This is a genomic window from Enterobacter sp. SM3 (assembly GCF_009811935.2).
Classification (GTDB): Bacteria; Pseudomonadota; Gammaproteobacteria; order Enterobacterales; family Enterobacteriaceae; genus Enterobacter; species Enterobacter asburiae_D.
Genome location: NZ_CP099971.1, coordinates 3,183,569 through 3,199,598 on the forward strand (window position 1 = coordinate 3,183,569; position 16,030 = coordinate 3,199,598).

14 protein-coding genes and 1 riboswitch are annotated in these 16,030 nt (G+C 55.2%); of the genes, 8 read left to right on the top strand and 6 right to left on the bottom strand.

What is annotated here, in order from left to right; genetic code table 11:
* Positions 1 to 110: 110 nt before the first annotated feature.
* On the top strand, positions 111 to 1,010 hold the full coding sequence (gene yegS / locus GVO84_RS14940; RefSeq protein ID WP_159514543.1) for a lipid kinase YegS: 900 nt from the start codon (positions 111 to 113) through the stop codon (positions 1,008 to 1,010).
* Positions 1,011 to 1,063: 53 nt separating this feature from the next.
* Here yegS and fbaB read toward each other — a convergent pair whose 3' ends face one another.
* A complete protein-coding gene (gene fbaB / locus GVO84_RS14945) occupies positions 1,064 to 2,116 on the bottom strand; it encodes a class I fructose-bisphosphate aldolase (protein WP_023312424.1) in 1,053 nt (350 codons plus the stop codon).
* 250 nt (positions 2,117 to 2,366) lie between these two features.
* Here fbaB and GVO84_RS14950 point away from each other — a divergent pair, with 250 nt between their 5' ends.
* The 3 genes from GVO84_RS14950 to GVO84_RS14960 are packed head-to-tail and all read left to right on the top strand — an operon-like array spanning position 2,367 to position 5,595.
* Positions 2,367 to 3,644 (top strand): nucleoside permease, encoded by a 1,278-nt coding sequence (locus GVO84_RS14950; protein WP_159514544.1) that lies wholly within the window; start codon positions 2,367 to 2,369, stop codon positions 3,642 to 3,644.
* Positions 3,641 to 4,645, top strand: a complete 1,005-nt coding sequence (locus tag GVO84_RS14955; protein ID WP_159514545.1) for an ADP-ribosylglycohydrolase family protein — start codon at positions 3,641 to 3,643, stop codon at positions 4,643 to 4,645. The genes GVO84_RS14950 and GVO84_RS14955 overlap by 4 nt, the downstream gene beginning before the upstream one ends.
* Positions 4,642 to 5,595 (top strand): PfkB family carbohydrate kinase, encoded by a 954-nt coding sequence (locus tag GVO84_RS14960; protein ID WP_159514546.1) that lies wholly within the window; start codon positions 4,642 to 4,644, stop codon positions 5,593 to 5,595. The genes GVO84_RS14955 and GVO84_RS14960 overlap by 4 nt, the downstream gene beginning before the upstream one ends.
* Here the strand turns inward: GVO84_RS14960 and GVO84_RS14965 are convergent.
* From GVO84_RS14965 to thiM, 3 genes are read right to left on the bottom strand one after another with little or no spacing between them, the layout of a single operon-like run.
* Entirely contained in the window at positions 5,569 to 6,315 is a 747-nt protein-coding gene (locus GVO84_RS14965) for a GntR family transcriptional regulator (RefSeq protein ID WP_023312428.1), read from the bottom strand. The two genes, GVO84_RS14960 and GVO84_RS14965, sit on opposite strands and share 27 nt — an antisense overlap.
* Before the next feature lie 42 nt (positions 6,316 to 6,357).
* On the bottom strand, positions 6,358 to 7,158 hold the full coding sequence (thiD, locus tag GVO84_RS14970) for a bifunctional hydroxymethylpyrimidine kinase/phosphomethylpyrimidine kinase (RefSeq protein WP_159514547.1): 801 nt from the start codon (positions 7,156 to 7,158) through the stop codon (positions 6,358 to 6,360).
* Positions 7,155 to 7,925, bottom strand: coding sequence for a hydroxyethylthiazole kinase (gene thiM, locus GVO84_RS14975; RefSeq protein WP_159514548.1), 771 nt, complete (start codon positions 7,923 to 7,925; stop codon positions 7,155 to 7,157). The genes thiD and thiM overlap by 4 nt, the downstream gene beginning before the upstream one ends.
* Before the next feature lie 35 nt (positions 7,926 to 7,960).
* Positions 7,961 to 8,057, bottom strand: a riboswitch (TPP riboswitch).
* A 618-nt stretch (positions 8,058 to 8,675) separates the two neighbouring features.
* Between thiM and GVO84_RS14980 the strand changes: the two genes are divergently transcribed.
* Together GVO84_RS14980 and GVO84_RS14985 are read left to right on the top strand one after the other, a co-directional pair.
* Positions 8,676 to 9,674: a YadA C-terminal domain-containing protein gene (locus tag GVO84_RS14980; protein ID WP_236545861.1), complete on the top strand. Its 999-nt coding sequence runs from the start codon at positions 8,676 to 8,678 to the stop codon at positions 9,672 to 9,674.
* Between the two features lie 159 nt (positions 9,675 to 9,833).
* On the top strand, positions 9,834 to 10,304 hold the full coding sequence (locus tag GVO84_RS14985; protein ID WP_159514549.1) for a hypothetical protein: 471 nt from the start codon (positions 9,834 to 9,836) through the stop codon (positions 10,302 to 10,304).
* Between the two features lie 67 nt (positions 10,305 to 10,371).
* Here GVO84_RS14985 and GVO84_RS14990 read toward each other — a convergent pair whose 3' ends face one another.
* Together GVO84_RS14990 and GVO84_RS14995 are read right to left on the bottom strand one after the other, a co-directional pair.
* The gene (locus tag GVO84_RS14990; protein WP_159514550.1) at positions 10,372 to 11,805 is read right to left on the bottom strand and encodes a glycoside hydrolase family 32 protein; all 1,434 of its coding nucleotides are present in this window, start codon (positions 11,803 to 11,805) and stop codon (positions 10,372 to 10,374) included.
* A gap of 17 nt (positions 11,806 to 11,822) precedes the next feature.
* Complete coding sequence (locus GVO84_RS14995; RefSeq protein ID WP_159514551.1) at positions 11,823 to 13,064, bottom strand: MFS transporter; 1,242 nt, start codon at positions 13,062 to 13,064, stop codon at positions 11,823 to 11,825.
* Between the two features lie 238 nt (positions 13,065 to 13,302).
* Between GVO84_RS14995 and GVO84_RS15000 the strand changes: the two genes are divergently transcribed.
* Positions 13,303 to 14,310 (top strand): LacI family DNA-binding transcriptional regulator, encoded by a 1,008-nt coding sequence (locus tag GVO84_RS15000; RefSeq protein ID WP_159514552.1) that lies wholly within the window; start codon positions 13,303 to 13,305, stop codon positions 14,308 to 14,310.
* A 333-nt stretch (positions 14,311 to 14,643) separates the two neighbouring features.
* Entirely contained in the window at positions 14,644 to 16,020 is a 1,377-nt protein-coding gene (locus tag GVO84_RS15005) for a diaminobutyrate--2-oxoglutarate transaminase (protein ID WP_014884533.1), read from the top strand.
* The last annotated feature ends 10 nt before the right edge of the window (positions 16,021 to 16,030 follow it).

Sequence of the window (16,030 nt, forward strand, 5' to 3'; positions counted from 1 at the left end):
GGATAAATCCCCTTTCCACAGCCTTATTTTTTCCCTTTCATCCTGTTCTTACCCGCTTTTTTCCTCTCTGCTATACACTCTTACTAACGCTAAAAAAGGGAGCAGCGCGGATGGCAACCTATCCAGACAGTTTATTGATTCTCAATGGCAAAAGTGCGGGCAACGATCTGCTGCGTCAGGTCATTCAGGGTTTGCGTGACGACGGCGCGCGCATCCACGTCAGGGTGACGTGGGAAAAAGGCGACGCGGCACGCTATATCAATGAAGCCCTCGGGCTTGGCGTCAACACCATCATTTCCGGCGGCGGCGACGGCACCATCAATGAGATTGCGTCAGCGCTTATCGACCTGCCCCCGGCGGACCGGCCGGTGATGGGCATTTTACCGCTCGGCACCGCCAATGATTTTGCCACCAGCGCCGGGATCCCGGAGGAGTTAGAGAAGGCGCTTCAGCTGGCGATCCTCGGCAAGGCCACCGCTGTGGATATTGCGCAGGTGAATGATAAAACCTGTTTTATCAATATGGCGACGGGCGGGTTTGGCACGCGTATCACCAGCGAAACGCCGGAAAAGCTGAAGGCGGCGCTGGGCGGCGTATCGTACCTGATCCACGGCCTGATGCGCATGGACACCCTCAAGCCTGACCGCTGCGAAATTCGCGGCGAGGATTTTCAGTGGCAGGGTGACGCGCTGGTAATTGGGATTGGCAACGGCCGCCAGGCTGGCGGCGGGCAGCAGCTGTGCCCGGAGGCGCTGATCAATGACGGCCAGCTACAGCTGCGTATTTTCACGGGCGACGGCCTGCTGCCCGCGCTGTTTACCACGCTGACGCAGCCGGAAGAGAGTCCAAATATCATCGCCGGGAAATCGGCGTGGTTTGAAGTGAATGCTCCGCACGGGATGACCTTTAACCTCGACGGAGAGCCGCTGAGCGGAACACAGTTCCGCATTGAGGTGTTGCCCGGCGCGCTGCAGTGTCGGCTGCCGCCGGACTGTGTGCTTTTGCGCTGATTGTATTGCCGGGTGGCGGCTACGCCTTACCCGGCCTACGTTTCACCCTCAGGTCAGGCAATTGTGACTTTGCTGTCCAGATAGACGTCCTGCACCGCATTGATCAGCTTCACGCCGTCGGCCATCGATTTCTTAAACGCCTTACGGCCAAGGATCAGCCCCATGCCGCCCGCGCGTTTGTTGATAACCGCCGTACGCACCGCGTCTGACAGGTCGGTATCTCCACCCGCCGCGCCGCCGGAGTTAATCAGCCCCGCGCGGCCCATGTAACAGTTCGCCAGCTGGTAGCGCACCAGGTCGATCGGGTTATCGCTGGTCAGCTTGCTGTAAACGCGATCGTCGGTGTAACCAAAGTTCACCGCTTTATAGCCGCCGTTATTCTCGGCCATTTTCTGCTTCACGATATCCGCGCCGATGGTCGCCGCCAGGTGGTTCGCCTGCCCGGTCAGGTCGGCCGACACGTGGTAATCCACACCGTCTTTCTTGAACGCGTTGTTGCGCAGATACGCCCACAGTACGGTGACCATGCCCAGCTCGTGCGCGCGCTCAAAGGCCGCGGAGATCTCTTCAATCTGACGGCGAGACTGCTCAGAACCGAAATAGATGGTCGCCCCTACCGCCACCGCCCCCATGTTGAACGCCTGCTCGACGCTGGCGTAAAGGGTCTGGTCATATTCGGTAGGGTAGCTGAGGGTTTCGTTGTGGTTCAGCTTCACGAGGAACGGAATGCGGTGGGCATAGCGACGCGAAACCGAGGCCAGCACGCCGTAGGTGGAGGCGACACAGTTACAGCCCGCCTCAATCGCCAGCTCAACAATGTTCTTCGGATCGAAGTAGAGCGGATTAGCCGCGAAAGAGGCGCCCGCCGAGTGCTCAACGCCCTGGTCCACCGGCAGAATAGAGAGATACCCGGTGCCGCCGAGCCGCCCGGTGTTGTAGAGCGTCTGCATATTTCGCAGGACCGCAGGCGGACGGTTGTTGTCGATCATCACGCGGTCAACGTAGTCATGACCAGGCAGATACAGCTGGTCGGCTGGAATGGTCATACAACGATGCTGTAAAAGGCTGTCGGCGTCTTTGCCAAGCAACTGCGCAATATCAGTCATGTGATACTCCCGTAAGTCCGACGTCGTGTCGGTGTGTGTTTATCCAGTCCCATCTTTTATGGGCAGACTAAGCCTGGTACCGACTTAACAGATTTTCCACCCTTTGCATTTTTTTTCAGCACAATCTGCTGGCTCGATTCGTGTACAACAAAACTGTTACATTGATCAAACAATCGCCACAAAGGTATTTAAAAGGTATTATTGAGTGGTATGTTAAAGGCGTACCCTCTCTGACATGCAGGATTAAAAAATGAAAACGAAAGTCCAACTGTCATTCATGATGTTTGTTGAATGGTTTATCTGGGGCGCATGGTTTGTGCCGCTGTGGCTGTGGCTGAGCAAAAGCGGTTTTACCGCCGGAGAAATCGGCTGGTCTTACGCCTGTACCGCCATTGCCGCGATCCTTTCTCCTATTCTGGTCGGCTCGCTGACGGACCGCTTCTTCGCCGCCCAGAAAGTGCTGGCGGTGCTGATGTTCGCCGGTGCCATTTTGATGTACTTCGCCGCACAGCAAACCCAGTTCAGCACCTTCTTCCCGCTGCTGCTGGTTTACTCCCTGACCTATATGCCGACCATCGCGCTGACCAACAGCATTGCCTTCGCCAACGTGGACGACGTCGAGGCCGATTTCCCACGCATCCGCGTGATGGGCACCATCGGCTGGATCGCCTCGGGCCTGGCGTGCGGATTCCTGCCACAGATGATGGGCTACAGCGACATTTCTGATACCAATATTCCGCTGCTGATGACGGCCGCCAGTTCCGCCCTGCTCGGCGTGTTTGCCCTGTTCCTGCCGAACACCCCGCCGAAGAGCACCGGCAAGCTGGATATCAAAGTGATGCTGGGGCTGGACGCGCTGATCCTGCTGCGCGACAAAAACTTCCTGGTGTTCTTCTTCTGCTCGTTCCTGTTCGCCATGCCGCTGGCCTTCTACTACATCTTCGCCAACGGCTATCTCACCGAAGTGGGGATGAAAAACGCCACCGGCTGGATGACGCTCGGCCAGTTCTCCGAAATCTTCTTTATGCTGGCGTTGCCGTTCTTTACCAAACGCTTTGGTATTAAGAAGGTCTTACTGCTGGGTCTGATCACTGCCGCCATCCGCTACGGGTTCTTCGTTTACGGCGGAGCGGAACAGTACTTCACCTACGCCCTGCTGTTCCTCGGTATTCTGCTGCACGGCGTGAGCTACGACTTCTACTACGTTACCGCGTACATCTACGTGGATAAAAAAGCGCCGGTGCACATGCGCACCGCCGCGCAGGGCCTGATTACGCTGTGCTGCCAGGGCTTTGGGAGCCTGCTGGGCTACCGCCTGGGCGGCGTGATGATGGAAAAAATGTTCGCATACAAAGAGCCGGTGAATGGGCTGACCTTCAACTGGGCCGGAATGTGGGCGTTTGGTGCAATCATGATTGCCGTGATTGCCGTGCTGTTTATGCTGTTTTTCCGCGAATCGGATAAAGAGATCACCGCAATTGAGGTGGTTGATGGCGATGCCGCGCTGACACAAGGGGAAGTTAAATGAAACAAGAACGTGTTCTCGGTGCTCTTTACGGGCAGGCGTTAGGGGATGCGATGGGCATGCCGTCGGAGCTGTGGCCGAGAAAGCGCGTCAAAGCGCACTTCGGCTGGATCGACCGCTTTTTACCCGGTCCAGCAGAGAATAATGCGGCCTGCTATTTCAAACAGGCAGAGTTCACCGACGATACCTCAATGGCGCTGTGCCTGGCGGACGCGATTATTGAGTGTGAGGGAGACATCAACGCGGACGTTATCGGCAAGCATATTCTTCGCTGGGCGCTCGATTTCGATGCGTTTAATAAGAACGTGCTCGGCCCGACCTCCAAAATCGCGCTTAACGCGATTCGCGACGGGAAACCGGTCAGCGAACTGGAAAACAACGGCGTGACCAACGGGGCGGCCATGCGCGCCTCTCCGCTGGGCTGCCTGCTTCCGGCCACGCGTCTGGAACACTTTGTTGAGCAGGTGGCGCTGGCCTCCAGCCCGACCCATAAATCCGATCTCGCCATTGCCGGCGCGGTGGTGATTGCCTGGGCGATTTCCCGCGCCGTCGACGGCGAAAGCTGGCAGAACATCGTCGATGCGCTGCCGGGTATCGCCCGCTATGCGCAGGAGGCGAAAACCACCACCTTCAGCGCGTCGCTGGCGGCACGTATTGAGCTGGCGCTTAAGACCGTGCGGGAAGCCAACGGGGTTGAGTCCGCCAGCGAGCAGGTGTACCAGCTCGTGGGGGCCGGAACCAGCACCATTGAGTCCGTTCCGGCGGCCATTGCGATGGTCGAACTAGCGGGAACCGACCCAAACCGCTGCGCCATTTTATGCGCCAATCTGGGCGGCGATACCGACACCATTGGCGCAATGGCGACGGCCATCTGCGGTGCGCTCCACGGCGTGCAGGCGATTGACCCAGCGCTAAAAGCCGAACTCGACGCCGTCAACCGGCTCGATTTCGGCCACTATTGCGAGAAACTGCTGCACTACCGGGAGCAAAGGGAGGGCGTATGAATTCATTTGCCCAACGTCTCGACACCCTGCACGCCGCACGCCCGGTGACGGTGCTGGGCGCAGCGGTGATTGACGTCATCGCCGACGCCTACGCCCTGCCCTGGCGCGGGTGCGATATTGAGCTCAAACAGCAGGGCGTGAATATTGGCGGCTGCGCGCTGAATATTGCCATCGCCCTGAAACGGCTCGGCATTACGGCGCAAAACGCCCTGCCCGTCGGCCACGGCGTATGGGCGGATATCATCCGCAACGCCATGGCGAAGCAGGATCTGCACAGCGCCATCGAGGCCGAAACCGGCGATAACGGCTGGTGCCTGGCGCTGGTGGAGCCAGACGGCGAGCGCACCTTTATGTCCTTTAGCGGCGTGGAGAACCAGTGGCAGCAGCGCTGGCTTGATGTGCTTAACATCCCGTCGAACAGCCTGGTCTATTTATCCGGCTATCAGCTGGCCTCGCCGTGCGGCGAGCTGCTGACACGCTGGCTGGAGGGGTTGCAGGATGTGACGGCCTTTATTGACTTCGGTCCCCGCATCGCGGATATCCCCGACGCGCTGATGGCGCGGATTATGGCCTGCAGGCCGATCGTGTCGCTTAATCGTCAGGAAGCGGAGATCGCAGCCGAACGGCTCGGTGTAGCGGCTGAAAATCTGGGTGCGGAGTGGCAGCATCGCTTCGGCGCCGCCCTGATTGTGCGGCATGATAAAGACGGTGCCGCATGGTATGACGGTGACGTCTCGGGCGTTGTTCCGGCGTTTCCGGCGACAGTTGTGGATACCATTGGTGCAGGCGACAGCCACGCGGGCGGCACGCTGGCCGGGCTGGCTGCGGGATGGTCGCTGGCAGATGCCGTTCTGCTGGGGAATGCCGTGGCGTCATGGGTGGTCAGCCACCGCGGCGGGGACTGCGCCCCGACTCGCGAAGAATTATTCCTCGCACACAAAGACGTATAGATCGCTACGACAGTAGCTGATGCTGTACTCAATCGGCCGGTGCTGCTGGTCAAGTGCGACCTGCTTGATCACCAGCACCGGTATTTTTTCGTCCATCTTAATGTGCGCCTGAAACTCGCTGTCCGGCATACGGGCGCTGACCCGTGAACGGGTGCGCTGCGGGAAAATATTCTGACTGCGGAAGTAGTCGTACAGCGAAATGCCAATCGCATCCGGATCGGGAATGAGCCCAACCGGTACCCAGGACTCTTCAATCGACACCGCATCGTCATCCACATAGCGAATGCGCTTGAGCAAAAAGACTTCGCTGTCCGGCGGGATCGACAGGTGGTTTGCGACCTCTTCCGGGCACTTCACCACCCGCTTGTTGACCCATAGCGTATTCGGCTTTTGACCACGCAGCACCACCTGCTGGGAAAAGCCGCGCGCCTCTTTCAGCGAATATTCAAAGATGTTGTTGATTTGCGTGCCATAGCCACGGGAACGCGTCACCACGCCCTCTTCCTCCAGCGCCTGCATCGCTTTTCGCACGGTGATGCGCGACACCCCGGTTAACTGGCTCAGATCGCGCTCGCCGGGCAAAATATTCCCGTGCTCCAGCACCCCGCTGCGCACCGCATTTTTTACCGTTTCGGCAAATTTCAGGTACAGCGGCGTGTTGTCAGGCGCGGCGATCCGTTCATTCAGTTGAGCGATTAACCGGGTATGCGCTTGTTCCATCTCTGTTTTCTCAGGCGTGGTGTTTCCTGCCAGTATACTGGGTTACCACCACGCATGAAAATGATGAACCGGCCCAATACCGTGACCCACTTCCAGAGTATCGGCTTTTGCCAGCGCCGCCGAGAGCCAGATTTTCGCTTCGCGCACCGTATCGGACCAGCCGTCATGCCGGGGACGCAGCGCCGCCAGCGCGGCAGAGAGCGTACAGCCCGTACCGTGGGTGTTTTTGGTCTGCACGCGCGGCGCGGTAAAGCGTACTTCGCCGTCGCGGGTAAAGAGCCAGTCCGGACTTTCGGCATCATCCAGGTGTCCGCCTTTCATCAGCACCGCGCCGCAGCCCATTGCCAGCAGCGCGTTCCCCTGCGCTTTCATCTCGCGTTCAGTTTGCGCATGCGATGTGCCCAGCAGCGCGGCGGCTTCCGGCAGATTGGGCGTAATGAGCGCCACCTGCGGCAACAGCTTTGTGCGCAGCGTCTCCACGGCGGAGGCGGAGAGCAGCGGATCGCCGCTTTTTGCCAGCATGACGGTATCCAGCACCACGTTTTGCACCTGATAGCGCTTAAGCCGCTCGGCCACCGCTTCCACAATGTCCGTCTCGGCCAGCATGCCGATCTTGGTGGTGTCGATGCGGACGTCGCTGAACACCGAATCCAGCTGTGCGGCAACAAAATCCGGCTCGATACGGTAGACCGACTGCACGCCGCGCGTGTTTTGCGCCACCAGCGCGGTAATGACCGAGCAGCCATACGCGCCAAGGGCCGAGAAGGTTTTCAGGTCAGCCTGGATACCCGCGCCGCCGCTGGGATCGGTGCCAGCAATGGTCAGGGCGTTAATCCGCTTCATGCCTGCTCCTCCAGCGTATAGAGCGCATCCAGGAACGCGGTGGCAAAACTGCCTGGCCCACGCGACTGCGCAACGGCCACCGTTCCGGCCCGCTTCATCCATCCGCAGGCGGCAGCGACGTTATCCATCCGGTCGCCCGGCAGTGAACAGCTCGCCGCCACAACGGCAGAAAGCGCGCATCCGGTTCCCACTACGCGCGTCATCAACGGATCGCCGCCCGTTACCGTGCGGGTACGTTGCCCGTCAGTGATGTAATCCACCTCGCCGGTGACAACCACAACGGCATTTGTCTGGCGAGCCAGCGCCTGTGCGGCGGACACCGCGCTGGCGGCGGTATCGGTCGTATCAACGCCGCGCCCGCCCGCGCTCATTCCGGCAAGGGCAAGAATTTCAGAGGCATTGCCGCGAATGGCGGCCGGTTTCAGGGCAAGAATTTGATGGCAAAAGCGGGTGCGGAACGTCAGGGCACCCACGGCGACCGGATCCAGCGTCCAGGGCCTGCCTGCCGCCACCGCGCTCTCTATAGCCCGACGCATCGACTGAGCACGCGGTGAGGTCAGCGTGCCAACGTTAATCAGCAGCGCATCGGCGATCGCGGCAAACTGTTCAGCCTCTTCGGCCTCAATCACCATCGCAGGTGATGCGCCAAGCGCGAGCAGAACGTTGGCCGTAAAGGTTTGTACGACATCGTTGGTCATACAGTGGGTCAGCGGAGAACAGGTTCGGAAGTGGCGTAAAACGTGTAAATCGAGCAGGTCAGGCTGCATGGTTTCGCTCCTGCCTTGCGTGAAGAAGCGATGACCGGGAAGGCATCTGACTTCCCTACGCTGGCATTATCCAGATCAGGTAATACGGGTATTTCTCAGCCTTCACAAAGAAGGGCACCCCGAGTCAAAATACTTTTAAAACAGAGAGTTATAAAAACTCATTAACGTTGTTTAGTGTAACCGCGGCCGTAGGCCAGGCGCAAGGAGTTTCGATTTATCGCCGGGCTTGTCATAGCGAAAATCTCCAGACGTACTTTCCAGTCATTTGCCTATATTTATTACGCTTTAGTTAATTCTGGTTCAATAATTGTTAACACCTTATTGAAAAACCTTTATTAGGCACTTTTACTGAGGCTATTATTTTTTCTGTCCTCTTACGCGTGATTTATTCTTTTATAAGACATACGAACTTCTTTCATACGAAATAAAAAGAATTCTCTCATCTGTTTAACCACGTTAAATATTCACATTCAATCAATTACTTAAAGCGAGTTATAAAATTAACGCGCAATTCACAGATTAATGTATACATTAAATAAATCATAGAGTTACCGCACCTTTTCGCTGTATTTATTCATATTATTTATGATTTAGATCAAAATCATTAGTTTGGGTTTAATTGATAGTTAATTCACGTTACTAAAAAAGATTAAGACAGAGTTAAACCGTCATTGATGCTTAATCTCTGTCTAATGAAAACCGTTCAGCTAAATATTATTTTTCAATACGTTAATGATGTGGTCCTTTAAAATGAAACCTTTGAATAAGTTTATTATTTCTGTTTTTGCACTGTATGTGGTTGCGGGTAGTTCATTCCATGTTGCTACAGCTGCTGAAGCGATGATCCAGACAACTGATGGTAGCAATGTTTTTCTTTCCATCCATGGTCAAGACGAATCGATCAAATCTTATGATTTAGATGATATTGATAAGCTTAGAGGTGGAGTAAGTTCTAACACCACGTCAATATCCCTTTTACGCGGCGATTTAGATGCTGAATCCCGTAATCGGGTAGATGAAATTAATCGTGTTGATGGTGAGGCTAAACGTGCCGGTGCTCTTGCTGATACCGCTAGTCAAAAAGCAGACACTGCGTTATTAGGCGTTGTTAAAAATGGTTCTGATATCATTCAGCTTCAAAACCAAACCCAGTTACAAGGCAACGTATTGACAGATCACGAGCAACGCATCACCTCTTTAGAGAATGTGCCAAAACCAGTCAACGGCGTAGATGGAAAAGATGGCGCGAAAGGTGATAAGGGAGATACGGGCGCACAGGGGGCAGCAGGAATTAACGGACGCGATGGCGCAGATGGTCATAACGGTAAAGATGGCGTGACGACTACCGTGACGCGCGTGCAGGTAGACGCAGCGACGCAAACGAAAGTGGCCAACAATAGCCAGGCTGTTACCGCCACCGCTCAGGAACTTCAGGCAACAAAGCAGACGTTACAGGCAATGAATAACAACACCCGCCAGCAGTTCAAATCATTGCACGACGAAGTGGATAATAATAAGAAACAGGCCAACGCCGGTATCTCGGGCGCCATGGCGATGGCAGGTTTACCGCAGGTACAAACGAATCAGCACGTTATGTTCTCTGCTGGCGGTGCAACGTACAATAGTGAAAGCGCCCTTGCCGTCGGGGCATCCGTTAACGTCAATTCACATACGATCGCGAAAGTCAGTTTCTCTGATGACACCGCGAATAACATGGGTGCCTCCATCGGCGTAGGGGTCGGCTTTTAATAGAAAAGCAGCATGGCAAAATATATTTTTATCTCTTTAATATTATACGTAGCACTTATCCTGATTGGCGTATGGCTAGGTTGTATGTATCACTCTTATTATATTTGCGGATATTGAAAATTCTCCGGCTGTATATTTTTAATTTAAGGTCTTCGCGTAATGAAAAAAACAGTTTTAGCGGTAATCATGGCGGGTGCTACTGCTCTGCTTTCTGCATGTACGTCGCCTGCTCAGCGCATGGCAGAATGTGAACGCCAGGGGATTAGCAAAGATACCTGCTATCTCGCTGAGCAAAACCGCCAGAATGCCTACAATGAAGCCGCACAAAATGCAGCATGGGCGAACGCGCGTGATGCCGCTGCGGGTACGGGTATCTGGGCTAAGAAAGATGCGAAACAACATGCCCAGGCTGCTAAAGCAGCACACACCTTTAAATGGGAAGGGATGAAAATCACGATTAGAGGCGAGATATTAGATGTTGACGGCGTATTAGGTGCGCTGGATGAAAACGAGCCTCAGGCAAAGGTTTATTCACAAGGGCTATATACCTTCATTTACTATCCTGCTAAAGGCAAATTAGCGGTGAGTAAAGAAGGTCAGTTCCAGGGCTACGCCAGAAAGATTAAATAATAATAAAGGCGACAGGTGTCGCCTTTATTATTTGCGGACCTTACTGAATTTTTCTGAGGTAACCCATTTACTCTAACTGCCACGCCCCGGCATCAATGAGCGACGCACTCCCCGTCCAGGCAAACAACGCCAGCTCGCGAGCCCCCGCTTCAGGATAAATGCGGCTGCTGAGGCACGCGTCACCGTCATTGACAAACACCTCCACCGACGAGTTGTCAAAGAACAGGCGCAGGTTTAGCGTGTCGTTCAGGTTAAGCGCGACGCTTCGGGTCCCGCACAAGCCATACTGCGGATAGTGACGCTCCAGCACCAGGCGCTGCATCTGCGCATCGACATAAATACGTAACCCGTCTCCGAGACGAATACCGTACTGCTCCGCGCTGCTGTTGGCGCAATCCCACTGCAGAATGACTTCCATCGCGTCACAGCTTTCCACCTGAGCGATTTGCTGATTGTTAAGCGTGCTCACCGGCCAGGGGAACCACGCCCTGCGCAGGCTTTCGACTTCTCTGGCTGGCCGCATTTGCAGACGGTCATCCGCACTCAGCGTCAGCTCGCGCGGTAAAGAGAGCATACCCGCCCAGCCATCCTGCTGTTCCGGCAGGGGCGATTCCCACATGTCCAGCCAGCCGATAACAATGCGGCGGCCGTCGGGCGTCAGGAAGCTTTGTGGCGCATAGAAATCATGCCCGCGATCCATCTCCACAAATTCCCCTTCACGCTCGAAAGGTTGTCCGGGCTGCCACTCGCCCAGCAGGTAGCCGCTCTGGAAAAGATTACGGTTTTTGAATCCGTCCGCCGCCAGCCCCTGAGGTGAAAACATCAGCACACGTTTGCCGTTGAGGGTGAAAAAGTCCGGGCATTCCCACATGTAGCCCATCTCTTTTTCAGCCACCGCAAGTTCGCCCATATCCTGCCACTCGCGCAGATCGGCAGAACGGTATACGCGCACCTGGCCCGTCTCACCGTCTCGCGCGCCGACAACCATGTACCAGCTCTCCCCTTCACGCCACACTTTCGGATCGCGGAAGTGATGCAGCCCAGGCGGCGTGTCAACAATCATTCCCTGCCGGGCAAAATGAACGCCGTCACGGCTGGTGGCCAGGCACTGCACCTGGTAGAGATTAGCCTCATCATCAGGATCGCCGTGGAATTTATGTCCGGTGTAAATCAGCGCCAGCGTATCACCATCTACTACCGCCGAGCCGGAAAAACAGCCGTCCTTGTCTTCTGGTCCTTCCGGCGCCAGTGCTACCGGAAGGTGCTCCCAGTGAACTAAATCCCTGCTGCGCGCATGACCCCAGTGCATCGGCCCCCACTGGGTCGAGTATGGATGATGCTGGTAAAACGCGTGATACCAGCCGTCAAACCACACCAGGCCATTCGGGTCGTTCATCCAGCCGGCACGCGCGGCGAGGTGGTAACGCGGATACCAGCGCAGGTTAAGAGTGCCTTGTCTGGCCTGCAGTTCCTGTTCAGCTTTGGCAATGGAATACGTCATTTGTCTACTCTTTTCAGTCAGATAGTGGATGGTTGCGGCATTAACGGGTCAGAAGAGGACTTACCCGAGCGCAACAGGAAGATGGAGATGATCGTGGTGCTGAAAACTAACAGCCCCATAATGAGATAGGACTGGGCAAAGCCGTATTTCTCATAGCTGTAACCGGCCAGCGGCGACAGAACCGAGGCAATCACCGAGCTTGTACAGGCAAAGCCCACGAGATAGAGGGTGGAAGAGAGCCGCTTGTCAAAATGCAGGCTGTTGTATTTAAAGATTGAGACCAGCAAAACGGGCAGCTCAACCGCGTGCAATAGCTTGGTAATGGAGATCAGTACCGGCCCCTCAACCAGACCCGATGCCACCATACGCATCGCCATCACCATTCCCGCGAAAATCAGGCCGTTTTTCGCACCGAGACGATTCACCAGCCACGGGGCACAAAACATACCCGCCGCCTCAAGAAAAACCTGGAAGGAGTTGAGATAGCCGTACATGGCGTTTCCTTCCTGTAACGTCGGGAACTGGGAGGAGAAATAGACCGGGAACTGCTGGTCATAAACGCCATAAATACAGGTGCCGATAACGAAAAATACCAGCGCCCAGAACCGCGGCAGCGTCAGCAGGCGCAAGGCATCTTCCAGCGTGACCTTACCGCCGGACACCGCTTCCTGCATGGCGTGCGGGGCGGAAGAGACCCTGAGACGCGCCAGCAAAACAAAAAACACCAGCCCTGCGCAGCTCGCGACGGCAAAGTTCAGCTTCGGATTAATGTTAAACAGCAGCCCCGCAAAAAAGGTTGCCGCCGCCCAGCCAAGCGATCCCCACATCCTCGCCTTGCCGAACTCAAACTGACTCTGGCGGGCCACGCGCTCGGTATAGGACTCGAGCACTCCTATCCCGCCGTTAAACGTCAGGCCGATAAAAATCCCGCCGAAAATGCTGCCGAGCAACACGTTAATCTTCAGCAGATAGCCAAACAGCAAAAAAGCCGGACCAGAAAGAACAAGCAGGCTGGTCAGAAACCAGAGCAGGTTTTTGCGCAGGCCGAGTTTGTCCTGAATGAATCCATAGCAGATTTGTGCAAAAAGCGCGGAGACGGAAAGCACGGCATAGATAACGCCGGTATCCCCCGCTTTTAAGCCCACTTCCTGATGAAGCCAGATGGAGAGTAATGAGCCGGAAGACGACCAGGTGACAAAAAAGAAAAACAGTAATGCGCTCAGTAAAGGGTAGCTGTGAGAGCGATGCGTTTTCATCATGACATTCTCATGTTGGAGTAATGACGCAATGGTAACGTTAACATTATTTCTTTCTCATGCTGTTTGGCTAAGATTTACGATGTTAATCACGAAAGTTAACGTTAACATTAAGGAAATGAGATCGCGATCAAAAATTCATCACTGAGGTCAGCATGACCAAACCTGGGCATCAGCCTTCCTTTTACATCAGCGACTTAGTTGTATACCCTCTCACACAGAGCATTAACGGAGTAACAAAATGGCTTCCTTGAAGGACGTCGCAAAGCTGGCTAACGTATCGCTGATGACGGTTTCCCGCGCGCTTAACAGCCCGGAGCGCCTTAAACCGGAAACGCTGGCGCGCGTTCAGCTGGCTATTGAGCAGACCAGCTACGTTCCTGACCTGTCCGCCAAGAAAATACGCGGCGCGCATGCCTCGCCGAAAACCATAGGCGTACTGGCGCTCGATACGGTAACGACACCTTTCTCGGTGGACATCACGCTGTCTATTGAAGAGACGGCCAGAATGCACGGCTGGAACAGCTTCGTGATGAATATGTTCACCGATGACAACCCGGACGCCATTGTCGACCTTCTCCTCTCTCATCGGCCTGACGGGATTATCTACACCACCATGGGGTTACGTCAGGTTCCTCTCCCGGCCAAACTCCTCACCCTTCCCTGCGTGCTGGCCAACTGCGAAAGTGACGGCGAAAAGGTCGCCAGCTATATTCCTGATGATGAACAGGGGCAGTATACCGCCGTGCGGGCGTTACTCGCGCAGGGGTATCGACGACCTCTCTGCCTGCATTTACCTGCGGGACTCCTGGCCACAACCCGACGCCGTCAGGGACTGGAACGCGCATGCCGCGAAGCGGGGCTCGACCCACAAAGCCTGGCGCACAGCTATATGGCGTTAGGGGACGAGCACTATCGTGATATCCCGTCAGTGCTGCTGGCGCACATGCAGAATGGCATTCCGGGGTTCGACTCCGTTATCTGCGGCAACGACCGTATCGCGTTTATGGTGTACCAGACGCTGCTGGCGCAAGGGCTTCGCATACCGAAAGACGTCGCGGTAATCGGCTATGACAATATGGTGGGGATCGGAGAGTTGTTCCTGCCTCCTCTCACTACGGTTCAACTGCCACACTATGAAATTGGCCGCCTGAGCGCCTTGCATATTATTAACGGCGAAGAGCATCAGAACACCACGCGCGTTGAAAGTCCTTTTTTAATGCGTGATTCCGTTGTGCATGCATCATGAGCACCGCTTTTTGCACATGACGCAGGAATAGAGAGAGCCAGCCTCCTTTTTTGCCATTCGATGGCACGTTTTGTCACACTCTTTTCTGCGACTTTACACGCCGGACAAACAGCCTGTAACAGGCTGTTTTTATTTGGCATAAAATGCAATTTTCATTTTAAAAATGGGGATAATTTCTCCCCACAGCCTCGTGTCACAAAACAGTAAACAAATTAACCATTGAGCCCCGTGGCAAAAGGCTCTATATTGGCGGCGTTTTTTTCAGGCCCCCATCTGTTTTTTAACTTTTTATTCAATCGTGGCTCATAACGAAGCGGCGGTTGTAGGAGTGATATGATGACGGATAAAGTCCGTATTGACACCGTAGATGCCCACAAAAGCAACGAAACCTATCTGGCCCGTCAGGCCGAGTTTGAATCTAACGTCAGGAGTTATCCGCGCAAACTGCCTTTAGCAATTACTAAAGCAGAAGGCGTGTGGATCACCGATGCAGACAATAAAGAATACCTTGACTGTTTAGCAGGCGCGGGGACCCTTGCGCTTGGCCATAACCATCCTGATGTGCTGAAAAGCATCCAAAATGTCATTACCAGCGGCTTGCCGTTACATACCCTGGATCTGACTACGCCTCTGAAAGACGCGTTTTCTGAATACCTGCTCTCTCTGCTGCCTGGTCAGGGCAAAGAGTACTGCCTGCAGTTCACCGGTCCATCCGGTGCTGACGCCGTTGAAGCGGCGCTGAAGCTGGCGAAAAAAGTGACCGGTCGTAGCGGTATCATCAGCTTCTCAGGTGGTTACCACGGTATGACCCACGGCGCGCTGTCCGTGACCGGCAACCTGTCTCCGAAAGAAGCGGTTGACGGTATGATGCCAGAAGTCCAGTTCATGCCTTACCCGCACGAGTACCGTTGCCCGCTGGGTATCGGTGGTGAAGCGGGCGTGAAAGCGCTGACTTACTACTTCGATAACCTGATCAACGACGTTGAAAGCGGCGTGCGTAAACCTGCTGCGGTGATTCTGGAAGCCGTTCAGGGTGAAGGCGGCGTGAACCCGGCTCCGGCTGAGTGGCTGCAGCGCATCCGTAAAGTGACTCAGGAACACGGCATTCTGCTGATCCTCGACGAAGTTCAGGCTGGCTTTGCCCGTACCGGTAAATTCTTCGCCTTCGAACACGCTGGCATTGAGCCAGACATCATCGTGATGTCTAAAGCAGTGGGTGGTGGTCTGCCGCTGGCCGTGCTCGGTATCAAAAAGCAGTTCGATGCATGGGCGCCAGGTCACCACACCGGTACCTTCCGCGGCAACCAGCTTGCGATGGCAACCGGTCTGACGACGCTGAAAATCCTGAAAGACCAGAACATCGCAGGCAAAGTGGCTGCACAGGGCGAATGGCTGAAAGGCCAGCTGAAAGAGATGGCGAAACGCTATCCGGTGATCGGCCACGTGCGCGGTCTGGGCATGATGATCGGTATTGAGATCGTTAAGCCACACGAAGCCGCTGACCACATGGGCTGCTTCCCGGGCGACGGCGAGCTGTCTGCACTGATTCAGAAGAAGTGCTTCGAAGCCGGTCTGATTCTGGAGCGCGGTGGCCGTAACGGTATCGTTCTGCGTCTGCTGCCGTCTCTGCTGATCAGCGACGAAGAGCTGAAAATCTTCCTGGATAAATTTGAGCAGGCACTGCTTGCTGCGGGCGTTCGCCCGGCGTAACCGGAGTTAT

Coding starts and splice junctions, on each gene's coding strand:
- yegS (WP_159514543.1), top strand. CDS start 111: ATGGCAACCTATCCAGACAGTTTATTGATTCTCAATGGCAAAAGTGCG.
- fbaB (WP_023312424.1), bottom strand. CDS start 2,116: ATGACTGATATTGCGCAGTTGCTTGGCAAAGACGCCGACAGCCTTTTA.
- GVO84_RS14950 (WP_159514544.1), top strand. CDS start 2,367: ATGAAAACGAAAGTCCAACTGTCATTCATGATGTTTGTTGAATGGTTT.
- GVO84_RS14955 (WP_159514545.1), top strand. CDS start 3,641: ATGAAACAAGAACGTGTTCTCGGTGCTCTTTACGGGCAGGCGTTAGGG.
- GVO84_RS14960 (WP_159514546.1), top strand. CDS start 4,642: ATGAATTCATTTGCCCAACGTCTCGACACCCTGCACGCCGCACGCCCG.
- GVO84_RS14965 (WP_023312428.1), bottom strand. CDS start 6,315: ATGGAACAAGCGCATACCCGGTTAATCGCTCAACTGAATGAACGGATC.
- thiD (WP_159514547.1), bottom strand. CDS start 7,158: ATGAAGCGGATTAACGCCCTGACCATTGCTGGCACCGATCCCAGCGGC.
- thiM (WP_159514548.1), bottom strand. CDS start 7,925: ATGCAGCCTGACCTGCTCGATTTACACGTTTTACGCCACTTCCGAACC.
- GVO84_RS14980 (WP_236545861.1), top strand. CDS start 8,676: ATGAAACCTTTGAATAAGTTTATTATTTCTGTTTTTGCACTGTATGTG.
- GVO84_RS14985 (WP_159514549.1), top strand. CDS start 9,834: ATGAAAAAAACAGTTTTAGCGGTAATCATGGCGGGTGCTACTGCTCTG.
- GVO84_RS14990 (WP_159514550.1), bottom strand. CDS start 11,805: ATGACGTATTCCATTGCCAAAGCTGAACAGGAACTGCAGGCCAGACAA.
- GVO84_RS14995 (WP_159514551.1), bottom strand. CDS start 13,064: ATGATGAAAACGCATCGCTCTCACAGCTACCCTTTACTGAGCGCATTA.
- GVO84_RS15000 (WP_159514552.1), top strand. CDS start 13,303: ATGGCTTCCTTGAAGGACGTCGCAAAGCTGGCTAACGTATCGCTGATG.
- GVO84_RS15005 (WP_014884533.1), top strand. CDS start 14,644: ATGATGACGGATAAAGTCCGTATTGACACCGTAGATGCCCACAAAAGC.